Raw genomic sequence first — 20018 nt, forward strand, 5'->3', positions numbered from 1 at the left:
GGATAAAGAAGGCTGCCACGGCAGCCTTTTCTGATCGCCTCCCCTATAATCCCGAACGCCCCTGCCAGCACGGCTTTCGCCAAGAGAGATCCTATGCACCTTCAATGCCCCATTTGCCGCAGCCCCCTTCAGCTGCATGACGCCTCCAAGGGGCGCTACTGCGCCAACAAGCACCACTTCGATCCCGCCCCGGAAGGCTATCTGGATCTCATCCCCGGCAAGAAGAACCCCAAGGACAGCGACAGTCGCGCCCTGATGCGCGCCAAGCGTCACTTCCTGGAGCAGGGCCACCAGCTGCCGCTGGTCGAGGCGATGGCCAGCCTGCTCGCCCCCCTCGAACCGCGCGAGCTGATCCACCTGGGCTGTGGCGAGGGCTACTACTGCCGCGCCCTGGCCGAACGACTGCCGGGCTGGCAGTTTGCCGGCGTCGACATCGCCAAGAACACCATCTTCGCCGCCAACAAGGCGCAGCCGGAGGGTCAGTTCGTCATCGCCGATCCGGCCCGTGCCCCCATCATGCCGGGCACGGCCCAGCTGCTGCTGGTCAACGATCTCAAGGTCAAGACCGAACTGCTGGTCAACTGGCTGGCACCGGGCGGCTATCTGCTCTACCTGCAGCCGGGGCCGCGCCATCAGTGGCAGCTGAGGGTCAGCCTCAACCCGGTCAGCATGGAGCACCCGCTGAGCTGGCCGAGCCTGGCCGGCCTCGACCCCATGGGTCAGCTGCGCTGCCAGTTCAGCATGCAGATGGATCAGGGCCTGCGCGAGCACATTCTGGAGACCAGCCGCCTCGGCTGGCGTGCCAGCGGCGAGCAGCGCCACGCCTTCACCCACCAGGGACCGGACGCACTGGAGCAGGATCTGCTGCTGAGCCTGTGGCAAAAGCCGCTGTGAGCATGCCACCCCATGAAAAAAGGCCCTGACGGGCCTTTTTTATTGCGCGGAGATGCCGTTACAGCTTGATCCAGGCATCGCTCCAGGCCGTGCCCTTGCCGGGCTCATAGGCCCAGGCCGCACCGGCACACCAGCCGGTGTAGGGATGGGGTTTGCACTGGTAGTTGCCGCCCAGATTGCTCACCTTGTCACCGGCTTTGTAGGCAGTACCCTCCTTGTAAGGCGGATTGCCATCCGGCGGCGTGGTGCCGCCGCTGCCCTTGATCAGGATCTCGTGGGTGGCGCTGCGGCTCAGTCCCTTGTCGTCGGTCACCTTGAGCACGAAGCCGTAACGGGTGTCGCTGGCCGGGGTCGGCGGCAGGGTGGCACTCAGGGTGGACTGGGTCAGATCCGAGGCGCTGGCCCCGGCCGGCAGGGTCCAGGCGTAGCTGAGTGGCTTGCCTTCCGGATCGCTCGAGCCCTGGCCGGAGAGCAGCACGGTGGCGCCGCCCAGCGCCTCGCTCGGGCCGCTGATGCTGGCCACCGGCGGCAGGTTGGTGCCACCGCCGTTGTCCTCGATCACCACCTCGGGGAAGAAGTGCTGCACGCAGCGGCTGTAGTCACGCTCCTTGAAGGCGCTGAAACGGGTCTGGTAGCCCACCAGCTTGCAGGCGTAGCTCTTGCCGCCGTTGGGGTTGCCCGGCACATAGCTCCAGTCGTTCTCCCAGTAGATGGGCAGGGCGCCGGATCCGGCCTCGTCGAACACCTTCATGTTCTTGCAGCCGAGCACCTCGTCGGCGGGTACCGGCACCCCCAGATACTGGGCCTGGGCCTGGTAGTAGGTGATCCGGTTCTGGGACTGGGCATGCTCGGCCGCACCGCCGCACTCCACCCCGCCGTTGATGATCTGGGTGGTCACCCCGAAGCCCGGCACCAGGCCGTTCTGCCGGTCGTGGGCATTGGGCTGCCAGGTGCCGTCGACCACGTGCAGCATGGAGGGCTTGGGCGGCTGCGGATAGACGAAGAAGAAGACGGCGCTGGCCAGGTTGAGCCAGGTGTCCGCCACTTTTTCCGGGTTGTCCAGCAGGGTGCGCACTGTGCCGAACATGGCCTCGGAGAAGGGGCCGTAGTTGTAGTTGTACGACAGCTGCTTGGCACCGCGACCGAAGTAGCTCTTGAACTCGCCGTTGTCGAACTTGCCGCACGGCCACTGCTGACCCTGCCACACCTCGGGGTTGCACTCGGCGTTGTAGCCGCCGCGCATCTGCTCGGTCCAGCCCATCTCGCGCACCCACACCAGCCCCTGGCGCCACTCGGGCTCGGGTCGCCAGTTCTCGTGGCCGCCGGTCTCCTGGGCGAAGTGGGCAAACATGGTGGCCAGCGACTTGCGGCAGATGGCCTCGGCGTTGCGCCCGTCGTTGTAGTCGCCACAGAAGGCCGGAAACTTGGCCACCGCCTGCAGGAAGCCGCGATAGGTGTACTCCGGCGCCCGCAGCGGGAACAGGAAGTTGAACTGCGATTCGCTGAGCAACCCCTCCACCCGTTTGACGTTGGCGGGGTTGAGCGGCAGACCGGGGGCCACCGCCTCGACCACGGCATTGTCACGGGTGGCGATGGAGGCCTTGACCGCCGTCATGGCCGGGAAGTCGGTAAGCGCCTGCTCCCTGGCATCCAGCTCGCTCTGGCTCAGGTAGACGGTGCTGCCGTCGGCGGTACCGCTGCCGCCCTGCTCAGGCGGAGTGACCCCCTCTCCGCCGCCGGGGGGCGTCACCTCACCCTCTCCCATCAGCGCCCACGGCGAGTCCCACTCGTTGGCCACCTGCAGCCCCGGGCTCTGGCCCGGATTGGCGTACCACTTGGCCTCGTAGATCTGGCCGTTGAAGCTGACCTGGCTGCCGCCGGCATAGCCCTGATTGATGTCATAAGGGGTGGCGGCCCACAACTGGCCGCTCAGACAGAGCGCGGCCAGCAGGGTGGCCACAGAGGACTTTCTTGTCATCATATTTACCTCTTGCTAGTGAAGGGCGGGGCTTGGCCCCCGCCCGTGGCACCTCGCGTTGCGCGAGGCGAAAAGGGATCAACGCGTCGCCAGCGGCATGCCGTTGACCGTGTAACCGAGCCCGGCCGGCGCAGACGCAAGCTGGACCTCGGCCTGTGACTGGTTGCGGCACAGCACGCTGGCGCTGCGCGGCTCGCTCGCGGTCGGCACGTTGACGTGGAACTTGTTCATCACGCTGGCGCTCAGCCTGTGGTTGGCCAGCTTGAAGCGCAGCAGACCGTCGCGGGTCTCCACCTGCAGCTGGCAGTCGCTGTTGCCGAGCCGCTCGCCGTCATCGCCATAGGCAAAACCGTAGGCGCCGTGCAGCGCCGGGTAGAGGTAGCTCGGCAGCTGACCCTGCGGGTCGTAGTAGCCGACCAGGGTGGTCACCGGCACGCCGAAGGCGGCGGGCTTGCGATCTACCGCCAGATCCGCCGGCGCCCCCTCGTTCCAGCGGCTGCCGTCTGAGGTGTAGCTCTTCTTGAAGCCGCGCGAGACGGTGATCTGCTGACCGTTGATGAAGAGGGTGCTGTTGTAGCCGGCATTGTGGTCGATGCTGACGATGCGGCCGCGATTGACCGCCGAGGCCGCCGGCAGCTGGATGTTGCGGGTCCAGTTGCCATCCCACATGGCCACCTTGACCAGATCGTACTCGGCCAGCAGGGCGGCCAGCCTGACCTCACCCAGGTCGCTCACCGGCGCGGTGATCTGCTCGGCGAGATTGACCCGGTGGCGGTAGGGCTCCATCTTCGCCTGGCTTTCGTTCCACTTGCTGAAGCCGGTGGGCGAGCTGGCGTCAAACACCGCCTTGCTCTCGAGGAAGCGCTGGATGATGGCCGCCGAGTTGGGGGTGTAGAGGGTGAAGCGGTTGAAGCCGGAGAGCGGCTCGCCGCCGGCCATGGCGTCGAAGCCGAACTTGCGGCCATCAAACGGGGCCTGGCACTGGCCGTCCAGGCAGGCGCTCTGGCCGCTGCGGCTCGCAAAGAAGTTGGGGATGAAGCGGTTCTTGTCGCCATCCCAGCCCCAGGTGGCGTTGATCTGGTCGGCGCTGCGGTGCACCGAGCCGGCAAAGCCGCCCACATAGTGGCCGAGGCCGTAGTTGTGGCCCACCTCGTGGCTGAACTCGTTGCCAAGGGAGGCGTCCAGGGTGACGATGCCGCCCCCGCCGGAGCCGCCGTGCACCTGCACCCCGTTGGCGTACTTGCCGCGGCTGTTGTGGGCCGCCAGCTGGGCCACCACGTAGGGATGGCTGCTCTCCCCCTCCCCGGCGGTGCTGTTGATGCCGTAGTTGGCATTGTCGATGCCAAGGGAGATGAGCTCCTTGCCGATGCGCTGGCGCATGGTGCCACTGTGCCAGCCCCCCTCGCTCGGATCAAAGTCGGTGAGCAGGGTGCCATCAGGCAGCATCACTTCCGGCAGCGCCAGCGGCGCATACTGGCTGACGACGAGGCGGCTGGCGGGAATGGTCTGGAAGTACTCCCGCTGGGCCTCTTTATCTTTGGCAAAAGCGAACTGGTCGCGCGGGCTGGTCAGCATGCCGATGTCGATGGTGTGAATGAGCAGCTCCCCCGGCGCCCCCACCTTGAGGTCGGTCAGCTCGCCGCTCAAATCCCCCTGGCTCAGGCGCAGGGTGAGGCCGGGCATGATCCACTCGGCCGGCAGCACGGCGCTCCAGGCGTCGCTCGCATAGGTGATGCCGTTGTTTTCCAGCTCGCCATCGCGGATCCACTGGCCGCGCACGAACTTGAACTGCTGGTTCTGGCCGCGGGAGAGGGTCACCTGACGGCCGCTGAAGTAGACGGTGGAGTTGTAGCCGGCATTGGAGGCGAGGCGCACCATCTTGCCCTCCAGGCTCGCATCGCGGGGCAAGAAGATGTCGCGCACCCAGCGGCCGTCGGCGGTCTGGATGGTGACCAGGGCATGGGGCTGCAACTTGCCGAGCAGGAAGGCACCGCTCGGATCGCTCAGCCTGGCCAGCTCGCTGCTGCTGTTGATGACGGTACTGGTGCCGGGGCCCGGGGTGAAGTCGACCCCCTCCTCCGGCGTTCCTTCCAGGTAGTAGGCGGTCTTGGGCAGGCGGGAAGGCGGCTCCAGTGTGAGGCTGCCGAGCAGCTTGCCGGCGCCGTCGCGGGCCTCGAGCGCCAGCGGCGCCTCGTTGCCGGCCTGCAGCGGGCGCACCAGCAGCAGGCTCTTGCGCAGGGCGGTGAGACGGGGCTGGTTGTCACCCTCCCGCGGGTGGGCGGGCAGGATCTGGCTCTGGGCAAACTGGACCCCGGCCAGCAGCGAGCCCTGCAGATCGTTCTGCGGCCGGGTGGTGTCAAAGACCAGTGGTGTGGGGGGCTGAACGGCGGCCAGCAGCGGGCCGCTTGCCAGGGCTGCGCCGATCAGGCAGGCAAGACGTGTGGTGCATGTGGTCATGGTGGTGCTCTTTTGTTGTTATGGGGGAAAAGGAGGGGCATGCCTGGCATGCCCCTGTGGATGGTGAATTACTTGCAGCTGGCGGCGCCGATGTCCTGCCAGACGTCGTGCTTGCCTGGCTCGTTGCCGCGGGTCCAGTACTGGGCCTTCCACTGGCGACCGTTGTGGCTGGTCACGTCACCTGCGTTGTAGGCAACGTTGGCATCCCAACCCAGCTGCACCTGGCTTATCAGCTTCCACTGATCGGCGCTGCGGCTCGGCTCATTGCCCTGGGTCCAGTATTTGGCCTGCCATACCAGCTGGTTGTGGCTCACCTTCTCGCCACCGTTGTAGGTGGTCGCTGCCTTCCAGGCCGGCCAGTTGGCGGCATCCGGATCGGTGGCGTTGCAGTCGCCGCCACCGCTGACCGGGGTCACGGTGAGGCGGGTTGCGGCCTGGGCATCCAGTGCGCCGTCGGTCACGGTGACGGTGAGGTCATAGCCGGTCTCCACGGTTACGCTGGGGCCGGTCACTACCAGGGTCTTGCTGTTCTGACCGCTGGCGGTGAGCCCGGCCGGCACGCTCCACTGATAGCTCAGGGTGTCGCCATTGGGATCGCTGGCGTTGGCGGTGATGCTCACCTGCTTGCCGGCCTGCACCGAGACCTTGTCCTGCACGGTAACGACTGGCGGCAGGTTGGGCTGTGGCGCCTTGTTGGTCACCACTACCTGATCCTTGGCGCTGAGGTTGTGGTCATCGGTCACGGTCAGCTCGAACACCAGATTGACGTCCTGGCTCACCGCATCGACGGCTACCTTGGCCTTGGCCTGGGTGGCATCGCTCAAGGTCGCCTTGGGACCGGAGATCTGGGCCCAGCTGTAGCTCAGTACCGCCCCTTCCGGATCGCGGGAGGAGGAACCGTCCAGCACCAGCTCGGCCGGGCCGGTCACCGCGAGATCGGTGCCGGCATTGGCCACCGGCGGCTTGTTGACCGGCGGTGTGCTATCGCCGTGGCCCAGCCCCTCGTGCATGGCGTTGAGAATGTCGCCGTTGTCGGCATCGATTTCCCAGGCGAACATGCCGCCGAGCTGGTTGGCCAGCACGTACTGCCCCTTGGCCTTGACCGAGCGCTCGTCATCGAAGGTGATGAGCTCGCCGGTGGCAGCCTTGAACACCGACGGTGCCTCGGCCACTTCGTCATAGCTGTACTGCCAGTCGCCGGCCATCTTGCCCTTGGCGATGCCGCGGTAATCGATGACCCCCTTCTCCCAGATCCCTTCCGCCTCGGTGCCCGCAATCGGGCCGGTGGCGGTGCCGGTGAAGGGGTTGTTGCCCTGATACCCGCTGACGCCGGTCCAGCCGCGGCCATACATGGCGGCCCCCACCACCACCTTGCCGGGCTCGACGCCCTGACCCAGCAGCGCCTTGACCCCCTTGTCGGTGGTGTACTTGGTGTTGGGATCCCAGCTCGACTCGTAGAGCGCGGTCTGGTGACCCAACCCGGTGTTGGTCCAGGCGCCGTTGAAGTCGTAGCTCATCAGGAAGATGTGATTCATGTATTGCTGGGCGGCGCGATAGTCCACCTTGGCAATCTTGTCGCCGCCGGCACTGATGGCGGAGGTGAGCTCATAGGTGCGGCCCGTCTCTGCGCTCAGCTCGTCGAGCATGGCGCGCAGCTCCTTCATCAGCAGCACGTAGGTTTCGCCATCGGAGGGGCTGCCGAGGTTGGGGTTGGCCCCGAGGCCACCCGGGAATTCCCAGTCGATGTCCACCCCGTCGAAGAATTTCCAGGTCTGCAGGAACTCCTTCACCGACCCGACGAAGGTGTCGCGCTTGGCCTTGTCACCGAAGAAGAAGAAGGGATCGGAGAGAGTCCAGCCACCGATGGAGGGGAGGATCTTCAGGTCCGGATAGGCCTTCTTGAGCGCCATCAGGTTGCCGAAGTTGCCCTTGTAGGGTTCGTCATAGGCTGTGAGGTTGCCCTGCCCCATCTGGATGGCGGCCCAGGGATCGTGGATGGAGACCTTGAAGTCCTCGCGCCCGGCACAGGAGCGCTGCAGCGCCTCGAAGCTGCCAGAGATCTCTTTGAGGCTGTCGTTGATGCCGTTGCCACCGCAGATCGGGGTGAAGCCGTAGAGGATGTGGGTCAGGTTCTGGGCCGGGATCTTGTCCACGGTGAACTTGCGACCATAGACCCCCCACTCCACGTAGTAGGCCCCCATCACCTTGCCGGTCTTGTTGACGTAGGGCTTGTTGTTCTCCTTGAGCGGCGCCTTGAGCGGCAGCAGGTGGCTGCCGTCGGTGTCGGCCACCAGGATCTCTTTCTTGTCGGAGAGGGTACAGCCGTCGGCGTTGCACAGGGCCACCTGCATCTGGTAGCGGCCCCCCTGGGTGACCTTGAAGTTGGCGGTACCGGAGGCGGAGGCGGCGCCGGACCACACCTCCTTGCCGTCGAGCAGCACCTTGGCGGTCTGGCCGACATCACCGGACCAGAGGTTCCAGCTCACGCTGACCGGGGCACCATCCTTGTGAACCGTCACCAGCTTGTTGTAGGAGGTGGCGGCCTGGTCCACTTCGACGATGGCGAACTTGGTTTCGCCCCAGCCGATGGTGGGTTTGCCGGGGGCGGCAGCGAAGGCGGAGGAGGCGCAGAGCCCCCCGACGATCAGTGCCAGTACGGAGGGTTTTGGACTTAACATAGTTGAATATCCTTATTTCGTTCTTGGAATAGATAACGAAAAAGGCAACGCAACCTGACAGGTAACGCAGACAACATCGCACCATGGCTTGGCCCATGGACGAAACAACCTGTGGTGGCCCCGCTATCCTAGGTACCGCTGACCCTTAGACCGGAAGCTTTGCGTCCCGGACTTTCATCCGGTTTGCCTTTTGCACAACTTGATTTGCGATAAAAATAATCGCGACCTGACTATAAGGGAGTCAAAGGAGAGAGGGCAAACCCCTGATTGATTATTAATAAGTCACTTTTTACCGGTTTTGAGCCTCAAACGAGAAGAAAAGGCACATTTCCGGGTCGGAAAGTGCCGATCTTGCCACTTGGGGGCCGCCGATTAAAAATCGGACGAATTCCCGGATTCGTGATCACCATCAAGTTTGGCCGGCCGCAAGATGCTGTTCATCAGCGCCCGCAGCTTGAGCGGTTTGACCGGTTTGCTGATGTAGCCGTAGCCGTGTTCGCGGATCTGTGCCTGCAGCTCGCTCTTGCGATCCGCACTGATGATGATGCCGCCGATGTCGTTGCCGTGGGCGAGACGCAGCATGTGCAGCGCCTGTAGCCCGGTCTTGCCGTCGTCCAGATGGTAATCGGAGAGCACCAGCTGCGGCAGGAAGCCGCCGGCGATGAGATCCTCCGCCTGGGCCTGGCTCTGGGCGCACACCACCTCGCAGCCCCAGCGCCCCAGCAGTGACTGCATGGCGATCAGGATGTCGCTCTCGTTGTCGATGCAGAGCACCCGGATCCCCTCCAGCTGGCTGTCCCGCTGGGCGGGGGCCGCTACCTGCGTCGTTGCGACAGGACGGGTCGCCAGATTGAGGGTGACGGCAAATACCGAGCCCGCTCCCGGCCAGCTGCGCAGGGTCAGGTTGTGGCCGAGCACCAGGGCGATGCCGCGGGCGATGGCAAGGCCGAGCCCCAGCCCCTGCTCCCGCGCGGTACGGGAGTGATCGAGGCGGGAGAACTCGTCGAAGATCGCCTCCTGCTTGTCGGCCGGAATGCCGGGGCCGTTGTCCCACACCTCGATGCGCACCTTGTCGCCGAGCCGGCGACAGCCGAGCAGCACCCGGCCGCCCGGGTTGTAGCGAAAGGCGTTGGTGAGGAAGTTTTGCAGCACCCGCCGCAGCAGGCGCACGTCGCTGTAGACCGCCACACCGCTCTCCACCACCGAGAACTGGATCCCCCCCGCCTGGGCCAGCACGCCGAACTCCGCCTTGAGGTTGTCGAACACGTCGCGCAGGGCGAAATCCAGTTTCTTGGCCTTGAACTTGCCCGCTTCGAGCCGCGAGATGTCGAGCAGATCGGTGATGAGATCCTCGGTCGCCCCCAGCGCGTCGTCGATGTGGCGGGCGATGCGGGCCGGCTCGTCCGCCGGCGGCAGCATCTCCAGCAGGGAGGAGGTAAACAGCTTGGCGGCGTTGAGCGGCTGGGTGAGATCGTGGCTCACCGCCGCCAGGAAGCGGCTCTTGGAGTGGTTGGCCCGCTCCACCTGCTGGTTCACCAGCAGCAGCTGGCGGTTGAGCTCGGAGAGCTCGTGGGTGCGCTCGGCCACCCGCGCCTCCAGGTGTTCGTTGGCCTCGCGCAGCACCCGCTCGGCGTCGCGAAACGGGGTGATGTCGGTAAAGGTCATCACGAAGCCGCCTGCCGGCATGGGATTGCCCTGCATCTCGATCACCCGGCCATCTGGGCGCTCGCGGGCCGAGATGTGCTGGCTGCCCCGCTGCATGAAGGCGACCCGCCGCGCCACCTGGGCCTCCACATCACCGGGGCCGCACAGCCCCTGCTGGGCGTTGTAGCGGATGATCTCCTCGATGGGGCGGCCCACCTGGATGAGGCCGGGGGGATAGTGGAACAGCTCGATGTAACGCCGGTTCCAGGCCACCAGCTTGAGCTCCCGATCCACCACCGAGATCCCCTGCCCCATGTGTTCGATGGCACCCTGCAGCAGGCCGCGGTTGAAGCGAAACACGTCAGAGGCCTCGTCCACTATGGTGGCGATCTCTTCCAGCTGCATGTTGCGCCCCTGCAGGGCCGAGGCCAGCACCAGCCGCGCGGACGAGGTGCCGAACACCCCGGCCAGCAGCCGCTCGGTGTGGGCGATGAGCTCGGCGGAGGCCTGCATCTGGGGCGCCAGGGTGCCGCCCCGCTCGCCGGCGAAGCGGCCGAAGGCACGCTTGACCCGGCTCGAGCCGACGAAGCGAGCCGCCAGCATCTCCAGCTCCTTGACCGAGACCCGCGCCTGATAGAGCGCCGTGGTATCGCGGCTCGGCTTGCCGACGAAGTTGGCCGCCTGCAGCCGCTCGCTCACCGCCGGGCGGGAGAGCAGGGAGCCCGCCACATAGCCGACCAGGTTGAGCAACAGGCTGAGGAAGATGCACCAGGCCCCCAGGCTCAGGTCGCGCACCGCAGGCCAGTCGGGCGGCGCCAGCAGGGTCGCCAGCGGCGAGCCGGCCAGCAGGCCGCTCTCCGCCAGCAGGGTGGCGAACCAGAGGCTCACCCCGAGGGCGAGGCCGAGATAGACTCCCTTGCGGTTGCCGTGCCGCCAGTAGAGGCCGAGCAGCAGGGCCGGTGCGAACTGGGCCACCGCACCGAACGACAGGTAGCCGATGCGCGACAGGCTGGTGAGATCCCCGAGCCAGAGGTAGAGCCCCCAGGCTGCCAGCAGGATCAGCAGGATAGCGCCGCGGCGCACCTGCAGCAGCAGGCGCACCAGCCGCTCGTCCCGCCCCTGCTGCCAGAAGCGGCGCAGCAGCACCGGCAGCACCAGATCGTTGCTGACCATGATGGCCAGCGCTATGGTGCAGACGATCACCATGCCGGTGGCCGCCGAGGTGCCGCCGAGAAACGCCAGCAGCGCCATGCCGTCGAACCCGAGCGACATGGGGAGGCTGATCACATAGGTATCCGAGGCCATGCCGGCCCCCACCCACTGCTTGCCCGCCAGCGCCAGCGGCCAGATGAAGAGCCCCATCATGAACAGGTAGAGCGGGAACAACCAGCGCGCCCAGTGCAGATCCTGGCCCTGGTTGTTCTCCACCACGGTCACGTGAAACTGGCGCGGCAGGCAGATGACGGCGCACATGGCCACCAGGGTGTAGATGGCGAGCTCCAGCAGGCTGCCCGGCGTCACCGCCACCACCGCATCGAGAAAATCGCTGGCCACCAGGGTGCGGGCCTGGCTCGGCTTGCTGAGGATGAGCCAGAGCGCGAAGCTCCCCACCGCCATGAAGGCGAGCAGCTTGACCACGGATTCGAAGGCGATGGCCACCACCATGCCCCTGTGGTGCTCGGTGGCATCCAGGTGGCGGGTGCCGAACAGTATGCTGAACAGGGCCAGCAGCAGGGCCACCCCGAGGGCCAGCCCGGCGGTATTGCCGGTGGGGCCGGCGGGCACAGGGTTGGCCATCAGCAGATCCAGCCCGGTGACGATGGCTTTCAGTTGCAACACCAGGTACGGCAGTATGCCCATGATGGCGATCAGCGCGATCACCATGGCCAGGCGCTGGGACTTGCCATAGCGGGCGGCGATGAAGTCGGCGATGGAGGTGATGTGTTCGCGCTTGGCCACCAGGATGAGGCGGGCCAGCAGTCGCCAGCCGAACAGGAACACCAGCATGGGCCCCAGGTAGATGGGCACCGGCGACCAGGGCGACTCGCTGGCCTGGCCCACGGTGCCGAAGAAGGTCCAGGAGGTGCAGTAGACCGCCAGCGACAGGCTGTAGAGCAGGGGCTGGCCCTGGAGGCGACGCCGTTTGTTCTTGTCCGCCACGTAGGCGATCAGAAACAGCAGCCCCAGATAGGAGAGCGACAATCCGATCAGCAACCATCCCTGGTGCATCTGTAACCTCTTGTCCGTGTTGAAGATTCAAGCGCAGCAGCAGCCAGTCTAGAGAGCTGCCCGGAAAATGTCATCTCCTTATTGCGACGAGAATTTATCGTTTTTCAATAAAAAACGGTTGAATAAATATCGAAAAACGATAAACATCTAGCTGTGTTTATTGATAAACGATAACTCGGCGCTACGCGTGGCCCACCCTTTCACTCAAAGAGGTAAGCGATGAAACACAACAAGCTCGAACGCATGAGCAGCCTGATCGAATGGATCCTGCTGGCCACCCTGCTGGCCACCCCCGTCCTGACGGTCATGGGGGTCTGGTCACACCTGATCGGCGGCAGCGACTACCTGCAGCAGGAGCTGCAAGAAGCGCTGAATGTGGAAGAGAGTTCGGTGCTCGACAAGGTGCCCCTGACCACGGAGTCGCTCCCGCAGGCCAGCACCCAGCCCGCCGTTGCCGACTATCCCCTCACTTTGGGAACCCGCCTGCTGGGCACCCTGGTGATGCTGCTGCCGGATCTGGTGTTCATGCTGATGCTGTGGCAGCTGCTCCAGCTGTTTCGCGGCTACCGGCAGGCCATGCTGTTCACCTTCAGCCAGATCCGTCGCTACCAGTGGATCGGCCTGCTGCTCTGCGTCAGCTTCGTCACCAAGATCGGCACGACGCCGCTGCTGGACATAGTGCTCACCCTGCCGGGACCCGAGCTGCACGGCAAGATCAACATCAGTTCGTCGGACTTCCAGCTGCTGCTGGCCGGGTTGATCGTCTCGGCACTGGCCCTGGTGATGCGCGAGGCCAAACTGCTGGCCGATGAACAACAACTGACGGTGTGAGGATCCCATGCCCATCATCATCCGACTCGATGCCCTGCTGGCCGAACGCAAGATGACCGCCCGCGAGCTGGCCCTGCGGGTCAACATCACAGAGGCCAACCTCTCCATTCTGAAAAACGGCCATGCCAAGGCGGTTCGCTTCTCCACCCTGGAGGCGATCTGCCGCGAACTGGGCTGCCAGCCCGGGGATCTGCTGGCCTTCGAGGAGGAGCGTTGATCCCCTATGAGTCGCCATCTCACCCTGTGTGCCCTGTGGTTGCTGCCGCTGTGGGCCTGCGCCGCCGATGGCACCAGCGGCCCCCGCTACCTTGTCGAGCAGGGCAGCCGTGCCAATGAGTTGCAGGTACGCCTCACGATGCAGGGCAATCCCCCTTTTACCCTGCTCCCCCCTCGTCAGTTGCCTGGCAGCACCGCGCCGGTTTCACCCAAACTGGTCTGTCTTGCAGACAACCAGCCGGTGGCCCTCAACCAGCCCTTCTCCTGCCAAGAGGTCGGCTGGCAGGTAACCCTCACCCCGGCGACAGCCCTGGGGGCCGATGCCTCGGCCCAGGCGTCGCTGCTGTTTGCCCCCAATCGGTGGCTATTGACCGAATGGGGCAATCTGGTGCGCCAGCAAGGGAGTCGCCAAGGGGACGTCTGTCTGCCGGATGGCAGTTGCCAGCCGCTGCCGGACCTCAATCAGCCGCCGCTGATCCTGCCATTTGGTCTGGCCACAGTGCCCGTCACCAAACGGGATCCCAGGCTGCTGCTCAGCCATGACGAGACGGCCAATCGGCTCGATCTGCCGGCCCTGCAGCAACAAATGAATGAGATCATCGACTATCTGGCCTTCCAGCTCGATGTCACCCCGCCCACTCACCCGTGGCGGCTGGTGTGGCTGGGGCGGGATGTGGCGACCCGCTCCCTCGGCGGCGCCGCCGGGGATCAGGTGTTTGTCGCCAACTACCCCACCAGGGATGGCAAGCCGACGCCACAGGCGCCACTGCGTCTGCTGCGCACCTCCGCCCACGAGGCGGTGCACATCCTCAGCACCGCGCCACAGCCCACCTGGGTCAACGAGAGCCTTGCCGAGTACCTTGCCATCAAGGCGCTGCGCCGCTTTCGGCTGCATCAGGTCACGGCGGTCAACGAGCTGGCCGAACGGGGCAAGCAGTTGCCCCATGGCGAGAGCGGCCTCTATCGGGCAGCCCGCGAGGTGATGGCAGGAGATCGCTCCTACTACCCGCTCTTTTACGTCAAGGGGAGCGCCTTCTGGGAAACCCTGGACAGGGAGCTGCAGCACAATGACGCCACCCTCGCCCGGCTGCTGCCCCAGCTGGGCTGGCTGCCGGATGGTCGCTTTGATACCGCATCCAATGAGCTGCTTGCTGGCACCATAGGCTCGGATACCTGGCGCCGCCTGAGCCGCCACTATCTTGGCGAAGCGCGGTAACGCCGCACGCCGCAACGAAAAAGGGAGAGCCATGGCTCTCCCTTTTGCTGCGTGATGATTCAGACGGGTCGGTATCAGACCGGGACATGCCCCTGCCCAGACGGCGCAGCTGGGCGCAGGCGCAGCACGAACACCGGCAGTACCACCAGCACCATCAGGAAGAAGATGCTGCCTCCCAGCGGTTCGTAGAGCAGACCGCACAGGGTCATCAGGGCGGCCACCGTCATGCCGAGCCCCAGCGCCGCATAGAGCGCCTGGGTCGGGATCAGCTGCTCGGCCGGCAGCTGGCGGGTCATGAAGCGCACGGCGCCGAGGTGGCTGACGCAGAAGGTAACCGCATGCAGCAGCTGGCCCGCCACCAGCACCAGGATCTCGGTGGAGGCTCCAAGCAGGATCCAGCGCACCACGCAGCCCAGCGCCCCCACCAGAAACAGAGTCTGGGCGCCGAAGCGGTTGAGGAAGCGCTTGTCGGCGGCGAACATGCCGATCTCCGCCACCACCCCCAGCGCCCACAGATAGCCGATGGTGGTGCCGCTGTAGCCCGCCGCCTTCCAGTGAATGGCGCTGAAGCCGTAGTAGGCGGCGTGACTGCCCTGCAGCAGGGCCGAGATCAGCAGGAAGCGGCGCACCTGGGGAGACTTGAGGGTATCGAGCAGGGAGGCCTTGACCCGCTCGCCCTGAATGTCCCGCGGCGCCGGGTGCAGCGGCAGCCAGCTGAGCAGCAGCATCAACAGCAGCCCGGCCACCATGGTGTGCAGCACCCACTCGCTGCCAAAATTCCCCACCAGGGCCCCCACCAGGGTCGAGGCGACGATGAAGGCAAAGGAGCCGCACAGGCGCACCTTGCCGTAGTCGAGGTGCGCCTGCACTACCATGCGGGTGGCCAGCGCCTCCCCTACCGGCATCAGGGTCGGGTAGATGAAGTTCGCCACCAGGGTCAGTCCCACCAGCCACCAGAGATTGTGGCTGAGATAAAAGCCGAGGAAGGCCAGCAGACTGAGCAGGCAGAGCAGGCGGGTGACCGGCAGCAGGTGCCCCGCCCCCTTGATCTGCCCCATCACCATCAGGTTGCCGGCAAAGCGGATCGCCATGCCGGCACCGAGCAGCAGGCCTATCATCTCGGCGCTCACCCCGATCCCCTCCAGCCAGAGCGACCAGAACGGCAGATAGGCACCATAGACGAAGTAGAAAGCACCAAAAAACAGGGCTAACCAGGAGAAGGCGGGCATAGATCCTCGGCAAGGGGGAAGATGGGGCACAAATGATAACCGATTTGCCGGTGGGGATCCTGCGATCCCGGGCGGGAAGCCGCGCAGATAATAGTGAAAAACATCAATAAAATTGAACTATTGGCGCAAGACCGGTGTCTATCGAGTAACACCTCCTCCTGGTTAGTGTTGCAATCCTTCCACCCGCCACCGGCGGGTTTCTTTTTGGCCGTTCGCTTGCGCCATGAAAAAGGGGCCCGCAGGCCCCTTGTCGTGATGGGTATTCATCAGAACACGTACTTGACCCGTGCACTCAGGTTGCGGCCCGGCTCGGTCTTGTTGCTGGTGCTGGCACTGGCGCTCTGGCCGGTGATGCTCTCGTAGTTGACGTACTCCTTGTCAAACAGGTTGAAGACGCCCACGTTGAACTGCAGATCCTGCACCGGCTTGAACTGGGCGTAGATGTCCACCACGCCCCAGCCCGCGCTCTTGATGTTGTCGTTGCCCTTGGCATCCTTGCCCACCTTGCTCATGTCGTCGGCAAAGCGCAGGGCGGTGTTGATGTTCCAGTTGGCCTGCTCCAGTCGTACCCCCAGGGTCCCCTTGAGCGGGCTCAGGCTGTTGATGTAGTTGCCGTCGCCATCCTTGCCCTCGATGTAGGAAAGGTTGCCCCAGACGTTGACCAGATCGTTCAGCCAGTAGTCCGCCTTGGCCTCGGCCCCCTTGGTGGTGGCCTTGTCCAGGTTCTGGTACTGGTAGACGGCGGTGCGCCCTTCGGTGCTCACCTGGCCCAGCTCGATGAAGTCGTCGTACTTGTTGTAGAAGGTGGCCACTTCATAGCTGAAACCGCCGGCGCTGCCGCGCACCCCCAGATCGATGCCGTCGCTGCTCTCGGGTTTGAGGTTGGTGTTGGGCTCGATGCGATAGCCGTACGCCTGATGGTTCAGGGTGGAGAAGGCGTTGTCATACATGGGGGTCTTGTAGCCGTGGCTGTACTGGGCGAACAGGTTGGCCGCCTCGTGCGCCTTGAATACCAGCCCCAGCTTGGGCGAGAACTCCCCTTCGGAGAAGCGTTTGAGGTTCTCGCCCGTGTAGGCGGGATCCTGATCCGGGTTCATCCGGTAGTAGTCATAGCGGGCCCCCGGCGTCAGCACCCAGCGCTCGCCGAACTTCAGCTCGTCAAACGCCCACAGGGTGCCGTGCTCTGTGGTGGTGGAGGGGAAGCTCAGCTCGCTGTAGCCTTCAAAATCCCCCGCCACGGTCGGCGCCTTGAAGCGGGTCCGCTCGTTGTCGGTGTGCTCATACTCCAGGCCCCAGGCCAGGCGCTGGCTATCCAGCGCCTTGCTGAACTTCACCTGGGCGCCCAGGCTCTTCTGCTCGAAACCGTTGTGATCCAGCGAGTTCTTGGTCACATAGGGGTTGGTCGGCCGCACCGGGTATTTGGAGGAGGCGTATTGATCCATGGTCTGCTTGGTGCGGGCGTAGTAGAGCTTGCTGTCGATGCGATCGACCCAGGGCGCCTGCAGGGCGGTGCCGTGATCCAGCACCAGCGACAGGTTGTCGGTATCCTTGTCGGTGATCGGCTGGTTGAAGACAGAGCCCGCCTTGGTGAGGTCGACCGCGTCGGGGTCCTGACCCTCGGTGAAGTAGTCGACGGTCAGCTTGAGGAACTGGTTATCGCTCAGGTTCCACTGGCTCTTGAACAACAGCGCCTGACTGACGATGTCGAACTCGTTCTTGTCGCTGTCGTAGTTCTGGGTCACCCCGCCGTCACGCCAGGTGTAGCGCAGCAGGTTTTCCAGCTCGCCGGTACGCAGGGCACCGGTAAAGCCAGCCATCTTCTGGTGGCTGCTGGAGGCATAGCCGGAGGTGGCGTCCAGATAGCTGTCGCGCCCCTTGAGGAAATCCGCTGCATCCTTGGTGGTGATGGCGATGACGCCACCCAGTGCATCGGAACCGTAGGCCGCCGAGGCCGGCCCCTTGACCACCTCGACCTGCTTGATCATGTCGGTGTCGAAATAGCTCTGGCCCACGCCGCCATTCTTGTAGGCGTCGTTCTCGCGCACGCCGTCGCGCACTATCTTGACCCGGTTCTCGCCCATGCCGCGAATGATGAAGGTCTGGGCATCGCCGGCACCGCCGAGGGCGGTGACGCCCGGCTCGTAACGGAACAGGTCGGCGACGTTGCTCACCACCTGCTCTTCAATCTGTTCGGCGGTAATGACCGAGATGGGACCGGAGACATCTTCCAGTTTCTGCTCCATCCGGGAGCCACTGACCACCATGACGTCATCTGCTTTCTTGTCCGCCGCAAAAACCGGGGAAGCGAGGCCGGCCGCCACGGCAAGGGCGACCAGCGATAGGGTGTTGTTATGGGCCACTGCAAATCCTTATTGAGAACTGTTATCAAACAGCAGGCATCTTACTCACCTCTCAACAAAGATCAATAATAAACGGAATCATTCTCATTTTCTTTTGTCGTAATTAGGTTCTACACTACGCTCCTCTGTTTTCCCGCCCGCCATGCTGCCATTGTATGGTGCAGGCACCTCATCGCTGCGAGACACCCATGACCCGACTTCTGCCCCTGCTCACCCTGCCCCTGCTGCTGGCCGCCTGTGCCACGACGGCCCCCGTCAACGATGCCGGCACCCTCTATCACTATCAGCTCAAGGCCACCCAGGGGGATGCGCTGACCCTGGAGCAGGCCCTGACCCGGGTGGCGGATGCCGACATAGTGCTGGTGGGCGAGCTGCACACCCACCCGGCGGTGCACCTGCTGCAGGCCAGAATGCTGGCGGGCCTGGCCGACACGGCGCAGGCAGACAGCCGCCCCCTGGTGCTCTCCATGGAGCAGTTCAGCCGCGCCGATCAGCCGGTGCTGGATGCCTACCTGGCCGGTCGCATCGGCGAGGCGGCCCTCATTCGCGACGGCAACGCCTGGCCCAACTACCCGAGCGACTATCGCCCGCTGGTGGAGTTCGCCAAGGCGCGCCACCTGCCAGTCATCGCCGCCAATGCCCCCAAACCGCTGGTGAGCTGTGTCGGCCAGGAGGGGCCGGCCTGGCTGGATCAGCTGCCCGCCAACCGTCGCAGCCAGCTGGCCCGCACCCTCACCCTCGGCGATGACCCCTATCGCCAGAAATTCATGGCCTCGCTCCATCATGGGGATGCCGACGGCAATGCCCGCCGTTTTGCCGCCCAGACCAGCTGGGACGACACCATGGCCGAGAGCATGGTGGATTACCTGCGCAGCCACCCGGGCCGGCGCATCATGCACATCGCCGGCAACTTCCACGTGGAGGGGGGACTGGGGCTGGCCAGCCGCATCGCCAGTCGCAACCCGGCCCTCAAGGTGGCGCTGGTCGTGCCTGAGCTGACGGCGCCGCAAGCGGGCAAGGAGCAAGCGGCAGCAGCCGGCCGGGTGGCCGACGTGCGAGTCGGCATCGCCCCCCCGCCGGAACGCTGGCTAAATGCCGATGAAATGAAGCAAGATATGGGCGCACTGCATCAATCCCGCAGTCGTGACTGCAGCCAGTGGCTGCAACCCTGACCTTGCGTCTGAGGAGCCCAGTGGCTGCCCCCCTGACAAACAATTGCCCAAGGATTTCATATGGATGTGTTACTGGTCATCGACATGCAACAGGGGCTGTTCACCCAGCCTCGCCATCAGGACGCCCAGGTCATCGCCAATATCAATCGATTGGCCGAGCGCGTGCGGGCAGAACAGGGTCGTGTCATCTATGTGCAGCACGATGCCCCCGGTTCCGAAGTGGATCCCGCCAGTCCGGGCTGGCAGCTGCACGCCGATCTCGCCCCAGAGGGGCATGACAGCCGGGTGAGCAAGACCGCCTGCGACAGCTTTCTCGACACCGAGCTCGGTTTCCTGCTGGCGGAGCAGCCGGTAGACAGGCTGCTCGTCTGCGGCTGTGCCACCGATTTTTGCGTCGACACTACCCTGCGTAGCGCCGCCGCCCGCGGTTTCGAGGTGGTGGCGGTGACCGACGCCCACACCACGGCGGACCGGCCCCACCTGAGCGCGGAGCAGATCATCGAGCACCATCACTGGATGTGGCGTCACCTCAGCCTGCCAAAAGGCAGAAGCGTGACCCTGCTCACGACGGATGAGCTGCTGGGCGCCACCCAACCCGAGCCGGCATGTTAATCTGCCCGCTCTGAAGCGATCACCCGATTGGAGTCTTGTGTGCGTCTACTCTCTGCCGTTGCCTTCACGCTGCTGTTGCCGGCAATCACCGCCTGCTCCGGCTTGCCGGGGCGCCAGCCGGATGGCCCGGCCCCCCTGTTCAGGACCCACATCAACGAGGAGGGGAGCAAGCGCTTCACCTTCGAGGCCGCCCCGCTCGATACCCTGCCCACCCGCCTCCAGAACGATGACGGCAGCAGGCTGAGCAGGAACAAGAGCCTGCTGGAGCGGCGCGAAGCGCTGCAGGATGCCCAGCTCACCCAGGCACTGACCGAGCGCAAATACTGCCGCGAAGGCTACATAGTGCTCAGCCAGACTTCCTGGAAGATCCGGGGCGAGTGCAACGAGACCGCCACCCGGGCCGACCGCGACGCCTTTCCCAACAAGGCCTCCTGGCAGGATTGAGGGAAAACCGTCCATAAAAAAACGGGCAGCCCCAGGGCTGCCCGTTTTGTCATCTTGG

13 protein-coding genes and 1 riboswitch are annotated in these 20018 nt (G+C 64.8%); of the genes, 7 read left to right on the forward strand and 6 right to left on the reverse strand.

Going from position 1 to position 20018, the window contains the following annotated elements; genetic code table 11:
• Window positions 1-93: 93 nt before the first annotated feature.
• Window positions 94-894, forward strand: a complete 801-nt coding sequence (locus G5134_RS10225) for a putative RNA methyltransferase (protein WP_005304051.1) — start codon at window positions 94-96, stop codon at window positions 892-894.
• Between the two features lie 58 nt (window positions 895-952).
• On the opposite strand, the gene G5134_RS10230 is transcribed toward G5134_RS10225, so the two are convergent.
• From G5134_RS10230 to G5134_RS10245, 4 genes are all read right to left on the reverse strand, one after another.
• Window positions 953-2875, reverse strand: coding sequence for a glycoside hydrolase family 19 protein (locus tag G5134_RS10230; protein WP_306729713.1), 1923 nt, complete (start codon window positions 2873-2875; stop codon window positions 953-955).
• A gap of 75 nt (window positions 2876-2950) precedes the next feature.
• Window positions 2951-5329, reverse strand: coding sequence for a M66 family metalloprotease (locus G5134_RS10235; protein WP_065018678.1), 2379 nt, complete (start codon window positions 5327-5329; stop codon window positions 2951-2953).
• A gap of 68 nt (window positions 5330-5397) precedes the next feature.
• Window positions 5398-8007 carry a glycosyl hydrolase family 18 protein gene (locus tag G5134_RS10240; protein ID WP_017763888.1) on the reverse strand — a complete coding sequence of 870 codons (2610 nt, stop codon included), beginning with the start codon at window positions 8005-8007 and terminating at the stop codon, window positions 5398-5400.
• A 110-nt stretch (window positions 8008-8117) separates the two neighbouring features.
• A riboswitch (cyclic di-GMP riboswitch) is annotated at window positions 8118-8205 on the reverse strand.
• 174 nt (window positions 8206-8379) lie between these two features.
• Window positions 8380-11880 (reverse strand): PAS domain-containing hybrid sensor histidine kinase/response regulator, encoded by a 3501-nt coding sequence (locus G5134_RS10245; protein WP_065018677.1) that lies wholly within the window; start codon window positions 11878-11880, stop codon window positions 8380-8382.
• Between the two features lie 219 nt (window positions 11881-12099).
• On the opposite strand from G5134_RS10245, the gene G5134_RS10250 reads away from it, so the two are divergent.
• The 3 genes from G5134_RS10250 to G5134_RS10260 are packed head-to-tail and all read left to right on the forward strand — an operon-like array spanning window position 12100 to window position 14143.
• Window positions 12100-12711 (forward strand): DUF2975 domain-containing protein, encoded by a 612-nt coding sequence (locus G5134_RS10250; protein ID WP_211028132.1) that lies wholly within the window; start codon window positions 12100-12102, stop codon window positions 12709-12711.
• Window positions 12712-12718: 7 nt separating this feature from the next.
• Window positions 12719-12928, forward strand: a complete 210-nt coding sequence (locus tag G5134_RS10255; RefSeq protein ID WP_005304071.1) for a helix-turn-helix domain-containing protein — start codon at window positions 12719-12721, stop codon at window positions 12926-12928.
• Between the two features lie 6 nt (window positions 12929-12934).
• A complete protein-coding gene (locus G5134_RS10260; RefSeq protein WP_421231994.1) occupies window positions 12935-14143 on the forward strand; it encodes a hypothetical protein in 1209 nt (402 codons plus the stop codon).
• 74 nt (window positions 14144-14217) lie between these two features.
• Here the strand turns inward: G5134_RS10260 and G5134_RS10265 are convergent, their stop codons facing one another.
• Together G5134_RS10265 and G5134_RS10270 are read right to left on the reverse strand one after the other, a co-directional pair.
• Window positions 14218-15372 (reverse strand): 3-phenylpropionate MFS transporter, encoded by a 1155-nt coding sequence (locus G5134_RS10265; RefSeq protein WP_065018674.1) that lies wholly within the window; start codon window positions 15370-15372, stop codon window positions 14218-14220.
• A gap of 266 nt (window positions 15373-15638) precedes the next feature.
• Window positions 15639-17732 (reverse strand): TonB-dependent hemoglobin/transferrin/lactoferrin family receptor, encoded by a 2094-nt coding sequence (locus tag G5134_RS10270; RefSeq protein ID WP_065018673.1) that lies wholly within the window; start codon window positions 17730-17732, stop codon window positions 15639-15641.
• 188 nt (window positions 17733-17920) lie between these two features.
• Here G5134_RS10270 and G5134_RS10275 point away from each other — a divergent pair, with 188 nt between their 5' ends.
• The 3 genes from G5134_RS10275 to G5134_RS10285 are packed head-to-tail and all read left to right on the forward strand — an operon-like array spanning window position 17921 to window position 19960.
• Window positions 17921-18904, forward strand: a complete 984-nt coding sequence (locus G5134_RS10275; RefSeq protein WP_065018672.1) for a ChaN family lipoprotein — start codon at window positions 17921-17923, stop codon at window positions 18902-18904.
• A gap of 60 nt (window positions 18905-18964) precedes the next feature.
• A complete protein-coding gene (locus G5134_RS10280; RefSeq protein WP_019840206.1) occupies window positions 18965-19516 on the forward strand; it encodes a cysteine hydrolase family protein in 552 nt (183 codons plus the stop codon).
• A 39-nt stretch (window positions 19517-19555) separates the two neighbouring features.
• On the forward strand, window positions 19556-19960 hold the full coding sequence (locus G5134_RS10285; RefSeq protein ID WP_017779150.1) for a hypothetical protein: 405 nt from the start codon (window positions 19556-19558) through the stop codon (window positions 19958-19960).
• Window positions 19961-20018 lie beyond the last annotated feature (58 nt).

Origin of the sequence: Aeromonas sp. 600276 (assembly GCF_049175815.1) — a bacterium.
GTDB classification, from domain to species: domain Bacteria; phylum Pseudomonadota; class Gammaproteobacteria; order Enterobacterales; family Aeromonadaceae; genus Aeromonas; species Aeromonas dhakensis.